The sequence below is a fragment of the Lysinibacillus sp. FW301-JW8 genome (assembly GCF_058788755.1).
On sequence record NZ_JBYTBB010000114.1, the window covers coordinates 1 to 7992 of the forward strand.

At 32.0% G+C, this 7992-nt stretch carries 6 protein-coding genes; all 6 read right to left on the minus strand.

Features of this window, described 5'->3' with window-relative positions:
- Positions 1-507: 507 nt before the first annotated feature.
- Positions 508-3096 (minus strand): SNF2-related protein, encoded by a 2589-nt coding sequence (locus AC3WOM_RS25970; RefSeq protein ID WP_492448937.1) that lies wholly within the window; start codon positions 3094-3096, stop codon positions 508-510.
- Positions 3097-3102: 6 nt separating this feature from the next.
- Positions 3103-4371, minus strand: coding sequence for an RNA polymerase subunit sigma-70 (locus AC3WOM_RS25975; RefSeq protein ID WP_492448938.1), 1269 nt, complete (start codon positions 4369-4371; stop codon positions 3103-3105).
- A gap of 12 nt (positions 4372-4383) precedes the next feature.
- Positions 4384-5094 carry a PDDEXK family nuclease gene (locus tag AC3WOM_RS25980; protein WP_492448939.1) on the minus strand — a complete coding sequence of 237 codons (711 nt, stop codon included), beginning with the start codon at positions 5092-5094 and terminating at the stop codon, positions 4384-4386.
- A gap of 501 nt (positions 5095-5595) precedes the next feature.
- Positions 5596-5913 (minus strand): hypothetical protein, encoded by a 318-nt coding sequence (locus AC3WOM_RS25985; RefSeq protein WP_492448940.1) that lies wholly within the window; start codon positions 5911-5913, stop codon positions 5596-5598.
- A 122-nt stretch (positions 5914-6035) separates the two neighbouring features.
- Positions 6036-6389 carry a hypothetical protein gene (locus AC3WOM_RS25990; RefSeq protein WP_492448941.1) on the minus strand — a complete coding sequence of 118 codons (354 nt, stop codon included), beginning with the start codon at positions 6387-6389 and terminating at the stop codon, positions 6036-6038.
- A 21-nt stretch (positions 6390-6410) separates the two neighbouring features.
- Positions 6411-7367 (minus strand): hypothetical protein, encoded by a 957-nt coding sequence (locus tag AC3WOM_RS25995; protein ID WP_492448942.1) that lies wholly within the window; start codon positions 7365-7367, stop codon positions 6411-6413.
- Positions 7368-7992 lie beyond the last annotated feature (625 nt).

Below are 7992 nucleotides of genomic sequence, written 5' to 3' on the forward strand. Positions count from 1 at the left end.
TCCGCAGCACTATAAAGAGACAATTTTACTAGAATGCAATGCCGAATGGATTCAGTATGGCTCTTAGTCAAGCACATATTTTGGTGAAGAGCCAGAATAAAATCAAGTAATTATAAACCGTAAATTCATATTTTGAAAGTATCTGATACAGACATTCATATTATGAAATATGCAAACGAGAACAAACAATTAATCAGCTATGAGTAATTTTCTTCAATCCCTGTTAAACCTTCAATTCGCATTGAATCTCCATTAATTATATTCTTTTTTAACTGACTAAGGTACACAATATAAATCTGTAGACACTCTTAATCTTATTAAATTTGTCCACAGATTTATACAACTTACATTATATTCTTATACACTTTCTTTATAAATAGCAATATATATTAATAATAAGAGTTACAACACCATTAGTTAAGTTTAGGCTCGTTAACTACTTATTTCGACAATTTAGAGAGGTACTCCCTTTTAACTCCTCAGTTTTGTTAGCCGATTCAGCAACTATTAAAACATACGTTCCGATTCAATAATTCGCTTCATTTCCTCAATCTCATCATCAACAAACTCAGGAACAAGATAATCACCATCAATAGCTTCCTTCATTCTCTTTTCTTTTTCAGCTAATTTATCATAAATCTTTTGATCAATAAAATTATAAATCTCCCTATCACTGACTGTCATTAAATAATAATACCTCGTGCTTTGACTTTTTGGTAAACCAAGTCTATGAATTCGATCTCGAGACTGTAGCATAAAAGTGAGATTATAATTATATTCAAAATAAATAGCATCATGAGCAATAGTATGAAGGGATACTGACTCTCCTAGAGTATTCGGGTTAGATACTAATACCTGTATTTCATGAGTGTTCTCTTTAAATGTATTGATGATATTCTCTCTTTCATCACGAGGTGTAGCACCATAGATAACTTTTGCATTAATTCCATTTTCATTTAATACACAAGTAATCTTATTTAAAGTGTTAACAAATAATCCCCAGACTACAACTTTCCCATGTTTTTTCACTATATCAATTACAAGTTTAATTCCTGCATCAAACTTAGGGGAGTTTACATTAGCTAAATCCCATTCGCTTACCCCCTCAATGACTGCAGCGTGAATACTATCCTCTAGCTCTTTTCTTACCTTGGAGCTAATCTGGTCATAAGAATCTTGATAAGCACTGTCAAATTCACTAAATCCCAAATCGCTATAATTTATCGCTTGATTTATAATTTCTGGATTAGTCGATAATTGAATCATTCTTATCAAGGTTGCTAATGGATTTTGGGCTGTGGTATAAATTATTTCTGCAAGGCGGAGTTGTTCTTCAGAAGGAAAAACCTTTATAATATTGTCTAAATCTGCTGGTGGAACCCCTAAATCTTCTTTGCTAGTCCTCCAAAAATATGGAGCTAATTTTTCATTAATCTCTTCAACTTGCCATCCATCTGGATTTTTCAACATGTTTTGCTCAAATCCGAAATAAACACTATATTCCTTTTTAAACAAAATATTTAAGAAATTATAAATATCTAAGTATCCATTAGGAATAGGTGTTCCTGTTAAAACATAACGATAATCTGCTTTGTCCGCTATTTCTAAAGCAGCAATCGCACGCTTTGCTTGTACACCCTTTACACGGTGTACTTCATCATAAACTAGCATTGTATCTGATTTACTCGATAGGCATTTAATTATTGACTCTTTAAATTTAGGCAATGATTCATAGTTAATTAAAATCAAATTAGCTGCTGACCATTGAGCTTCAAAGGCATATTTATTACCATTTATGGACTGATCATGAATACTAAGTATCCTAAGCTCTTTTTTTGCTTGAAACACTGACTGAAATTCATCTTTCCAAGATAAAAATGCATTAATAGGACTCACTACTAATATTCGCTTTATTGGCTCTCCTTTTTGCTTACTGTTTAGATAAGCAAAGACACCCAATAACATAGCTGTTTTTCCAGCCCCTGGAACAGAAAAGTTCGCAGCTCTTTTTTGAGTGAGCATGTACATGGCAGATTGAAGTTGTAATGGCTTAAGTGGACGAGCAACTTCCTCTTCAACAACTTTCTTAAACTCTATAAACTCTTCTTCCCAGCGACTATCTCGATTCTTTAGTGTCAATCCAGATTTCCGATATTCTTCAATTGAATACTTCTGAGCATTAATAAAATTATCGACTCGTGAAGAGACTATAAAGTTAAATTGACGTTTAATCGCCTGCTTATTAGCTAACTCAATAATTTTTTCAATCTCCCGATATGTTAAACCTCCTCTAAAAAAAGGATATCCCTTATCTTCATCTACATAAAAACTAAATTTATTTTTATACGTTTTTTTTAAGGTTACTTCTTCATCGCTTTTATCGATAAAAAAGAAATGCTTCTCATCCATATCAAAGATAACTGAATTTTGCTTTGGATTTGGTATCTTTTGTATCCTACCCATATCAAACTCTTGAAGTAAAGGATAAATAATCTCTGTAGCATCAACTACTTGAACACCAGGATAATCATCATTCCACAAACGGGAAAACTCTTCTTTTTTTTGCTCAACACGCTGGCGGACATTGACGCTTACATCCCATGAGAAATCGACATCAAATGAGTCAAAATTATTCTCGATGGCATTTGCTGTCTCATTTAGAGATCCATTAAAATAAACAACATCTCTTTGTCTATCTTCAAACAAGCCCCACTTAGTATGGAACAATCCATTCTTAACTAAGCCAAATTTCACATCTGCTTTACCTTGCGAGATTAAATAAGCCAAATTTCCTAAGCGCTGTTTATCACTTTGCGTTAAGATTTCTCCTTTTGAGCGCTCACGGTACCCCGTCTTAATGTCTTCAAAATCTTTTTCTGAAATATTTTGAGAAATAATGAATTGAATATATCCGTCATTTTCTGCAATTCTATCTAATCCCTCAGCGTATATCGAAAGTGCCTTACATGAAAAATAGCCACTGACTCTTTTATAGCTAATGGATTCACTCAATACTGGATTATAGAACGCCTCTCCTACATTTTGAATCATTGAGTTATAACTAGATTTGAGTCGGCCTTGCAAACTTTTTAACAAAATTTATCACTCCTCAGTCAGAAGATCATCAATTTTTAATTTTAACTTCTCAAAACTACTCTTTAATTTAGCCTTTTCACTTTTAGGTAACCCTGTAACAATTCTTTTATCAATAGCCTCAATACTACTAATTGCTTTTTCAGCGAGTTTGACTGGTTTATTTTGTTCTTTATAGTTCTTCGCCTTTTCAGAATGATTAGTAGAAATCGTTTGAACTTTTGCCAGAGCCTGTACAGCATCCTGATTATTTTGTAATGTGGTAAATAAATCTACATTATTCTTTATAACATCTTCTTTATCTAGTGCTTCTACTATCGTATCCGTTGCATCTTCCATCTCTTCAATAAATTTTTCTTCATTTTTTGTACCAACAACATTTTTGACTATTTGTCTAAACTCAGCCTTGAAATCTTCTTTGGACGAGCGTATTTGTATGATTTTAGCAAATAAACTATTTAATAGTTGATCTAAATTATCTGAGTCTTTAATTTTTTTATATTGAGGAATCATATCTTGGAGCGGTCCATCCAAATCTAATTGTTTTGCTAAAGCATAGTTATCCGGATTCGTGTTCGCAAACTCCAAAAATTTAATAATTAGTTCAGCTTCCAAGATTCGTTTGTTAACTTCGTTCGGTTTCAGTCCAGCAAATTCAGTATATTCTGCGACACTCATTATATTATTTTTAACAATCGTTTTATAAGCATCAATAGCTCTGTCAATTGGATTATAATCAACTTTACCAAGTTTGCCGAATTGGATTTGCAATTCAAGTGACTTAATTTTCTTTTGATCATCATGATTCTGTACTGATAAATCATCTAAGATAACTGCTTCAAAATATTGCTGCTCTGTTATTGAAGGGTCTTGTTCAAGTAATCGCTTTGCTGTAAACCTACGATTCCCATCAATTACTCGTCCATCACTTAAAACATAGCCAGGTTCATCTTGACCTTTAATGGCAATATCTCTCTTCAACTTATCCATTTCTTTTCTAGTCATCTCATCAGCATCGTCTGCTAACATATCTTGGATAATCATATTATATTCTTCATTATGACCTGGTATTAATTTACCACTAGTACTTTCATAATCAGAAAGCGAAACTCCTATTCTACCATTCTGCTCATTATAATACAGGTATTTTAGTGGAATCGCGTAAGTTCTACCATCATATTTTTCTCCACTTGCCTTTTTGATTGGAACACTAACATTATGGCCGCCCTCCTTAACAAAGCCTTTCTTATACAAATCAAACAAATTGATATTCTCCATGTTTTGCATCTCCTATAAATCTATTATTTCTTTTACGTATTCATTATTAAACCAAAATCTCTGTTTTACAATTCTTTGCCCCGTCGGCAACAGTACTTTATCATCACCATTTATCGCACCAGGTCTCAAGTGACCTAGTGTGTTGAATTGACCAGACGGTAAATTATTCTTATTAATAATTTTCCCATTTTTTTGTTTCAAGGGAGTGATTTCTAATTTATCTGCATTGATTAAATATCGAACTCTTTCCCACACTTCTTTAAGACCATGGTTTAAATCATATTCTGACATCTTCCAAACCTTAGCATCTAAAAAAGTCATTTCACTATCGTCAACACGCTTACCCGTGGGATATTGTTGAAAAATAAATAGCACTAGTGTCTTTTCATTAAAATACCTATATAGAGAGCTACTTTCCCAAGACAATGCTTCTGACCATCCTTTGAAGTCCACTGGCATGAAGGACATGGCTTCTGCGGGTGTTTCCATACCTGTTAAGCGAACTGTCTTTAAAACAGCATCAACTCTATTATCACATAAACCAAATTTATTATTTGTTATCCCCATCATCTTCCTAGCTAACTGTACAAATGAGGCTTTATTATCCTTCAGTGGCATAGACAAACTCTCTTTTAACTCCGAAACTTTCATTCCTTTATACTTAGATATTTTATTGTCTATCTCAATTTGAGAAGAAACGACCAACTCTTTATTCTGATTCATATGTATATCCTCCTATATTTATAATAATTGAAAATACTTTGTAGTATATATTAATTATATCACCTGTGTATATCCTAGTCATTAATGCTAAAGTACAGATAAGGTATCTGAGAGGAGATTTAATAATGGTACAAGGTGTGGAACTGTAAGTTGACAGTACTATGATATACTCATTATAAACTTTCACGTTCCCAAAATGATTGATAGCTACTCTTTTTTTCTTCACCTCCTTTTCTAACAACCCTTCAAAAGTTCCTTTTAATAATTTATAACATAACAATAATACAGGCTGTTCAATAGACATTTCACTCGTGTATTTTGCAATTTTAAATATGCGATTTGAATCACTCATCATCATAGTTTTACTTGAAGCAATTGATTATACGTTTTCAATCCCGGAACATCTACAATTTTAAAATCATTCAAATACTGATATTTTGAGTCATATATATATAAAAAAGCAACTATGATTTTATTATTTAATCATAGTTACTTAAAAGTTTACATTTGGGTAATGAATTGACCTATGGTAACGACAGAACTAATAGCACCTAATGTATTTAGTAAAAAGCTGTGAAGCATACTTGATTTTTCTTTTTCTTCACTCTCTATAGCTTTTTGTAATTCTTGTGCATTGTATTTAGCTTGTGTTTTCTCAACACCATCTACCATTACATTTATATGATCAAATAATTCCTCGAACTCCTTTTGGAGGGAATTATTTTTAATCTCGATTTTAGTTTGTCTAACATCATCACCTTGGAAATTAATATTATCGCCAAATTTCGAACCAGAAATATTGCCCATTCTATTAAACATTATTTTTACCTCCTCTTCTGTTGCTATTACGTTTAGTTGTTCTATATTTACACCATATTTTATAAAATCTGCATATGAAGCCTGTTTAATATCAGTAGCTGTTTTTACTTTTTTCTCTTCCCTTATTTCTTCTGTTTGGGAAGTACTTTTTTTTTTGCGTATTCTATAAAATCTTCTTTAAAATCAAAGTAAATCCAAATTCTTTCTGGATCTGGAATATATTCACGTTGGCATAGATGGCAAACTTTCAACTTTCCATCAAGTTCACTTGGGTTAGGAACATTAAAGTCTCCATCTCCATCTGGACACTCAACTTCAAAAGTAATTTTAAGTTTTTTGTTTACTAAATCTACTAAATATTGTGAAACTGCTTTAAAATCATCAATCCCTGACCTTTTGCATACATAATGAGGGGAAAAATGTTTACGATCTTCCGAAGCCATTTCTAATAAAACATCATCTAATTCATAAAGCATAATTACCACCTCCTAAAAATTTTATCTCTCTGTAAGAATATCATCTTCAAATGATTCTTCAAGTGCTTCTTCTTCTGGATACTTAACTTTTATAATTTGGTTAATAATATGTGAAAAAACTTCTTCACCAGATCTAGACCTTATCCATAAACCATTGTCTGTTATAACATACGACACAGTTTCAGTATGCCCAAAGCTATAGTTGTATTCAAACACTAGTGTAGCCTTTTTTAAAGGCTGATCTTCGAATTCTTCCTGATATTCCGTTGTAGAGCCTAAATCTTCTACTACTGTTTTAGCAGTCACTTCCTTAGTAGCATAGACACCTTCAGTCATTCTATGTTTAGCAGATCTAAGTTTTGCATTTAAACTAATAGCTAAAGATTTAACTTGCGATTCATCTAATTTAGTAGCTAAATCCCATATAACCTCATTTTCAATTCCCATTATTTTCAACACTTCATCACGATAAATTTTATTCCTATCTTGTGGAGCTCTCACTTCAATTTGAAATGGTGAAAAATGAATTACAACATACTCTACGATTTGAGGTTTACGAGTGACAATATTATAGTTTTCAAGATATCTCCTAGCTTTTCCAAGGTAGGAAAACGCTAATATTACTCGATTATGTTGTTCATAAGCTCTAATAAGTTTAGGATTTTCATCAAGTTCTGGTCGAAGGCCAGTTGTAAATACATCTGCTGATACTTCCTCATTTAGGTGGGTAGTAAAATAAGTTTTATCCTGCCATTGAGGAGGTATACCATTAATCATTATGTTCAAATTCAAAGAAGTATTCCCAGCAAATTGATAGTCGTCAATTAATTGTTCTGCAATTTCAGCAGATTTTTCTTCAATTGCTTTTGCAGTTTCCTCAAGTGACGTTAGTCTACTATTTTCTATTTCCATCTCCTTCCCAACATTTTTCAATGTCGCAAATGGAACATTCATAATTAATAAATCACTTTTATTCATATCGAACACCTCTGGTTAAGTCTTCTTATATAATATATTTTGTACTATTATGTATAATATTGTAACTTTTCGGATGCTTTTTTACCATAAAATTTTATTAGTATTTTTGTATTAGTATCCAAGCTTTCTAAAAAGAATTGAAGTAAACTTCTGGTTAATTCAACATTCACTTATACATGTTGTCGTGGTATTTCTTAATTGTCTTGTGATTTACTTGTGCTTTCTCTTGTAACATAGTTTTGCTCTCCTATGTATTATATTGCTTATATGACTAAGCCTTCAAAGGGCATAAACCAATTCTGAGCTGTAGCGTCAAATCACGCTGCGGCTTTTTTTTCGAATCTATTATTATGTTATATTTTAGTTAAAAAGAAAGCGAGGCAATTTATGACATTTTTTCTTGAATTGCGTTATTAATATTATTTCTTTCACTTGGAATAAAATAGTTGACGTAAACCATAAAATTACCGCATAATAAATCATAAATCTTCCAAGCAAGCAACCACAAGGCTTAATACTTTTTTAATTAATAAATTAAACGTGTTTTATGGCTCTTCACCAAAACATGTGCTTGACTAAGAGCCATACTGAATCCATTCGGCATTGCATTCTAGTAAAATTGTCT

Bases quoted from the DNA above. Each gene is read 5' to 3' on its own strand.
- AC3WOM_RS25985 (WP_492448940.1), bottom strand. From the start codon at position 5,913: ATGTTTAATAGAATGGGCAATATTTCTGGTTCGAAATTTGGCGATAAT.
- AC3WOM_RS25980 (WP_492448939.1), bottom strand. From the start codon at position 5,094: ATGAATCAGAATAAAGAGTTGGTCGTTTCTTCTCAAATTGAGATAGAC.
- AC3WOM_RS25995 (WP_492448942.1), bottom strand. From the start codon at position 7,367: ATGAATAAAAGTGATTTATTAATTATGAATGTTCCATTTGCGACATTG.
- AC3WOM_RS25990 (WP_492448941.1), bottom strand. From the start codon at position 6,389: ATGCTTTATGAATTAGATGATGTTTTATTAGAAATGGCTTCGGAAGAT.
- AC3WOM_RS25975 (WP_492448938.1), bottom strand. From the start codon at position 4,371: ATGGAGAATATCAATTTGTTTGATTTGTATAAGAAAGGCTTTGTTAAG.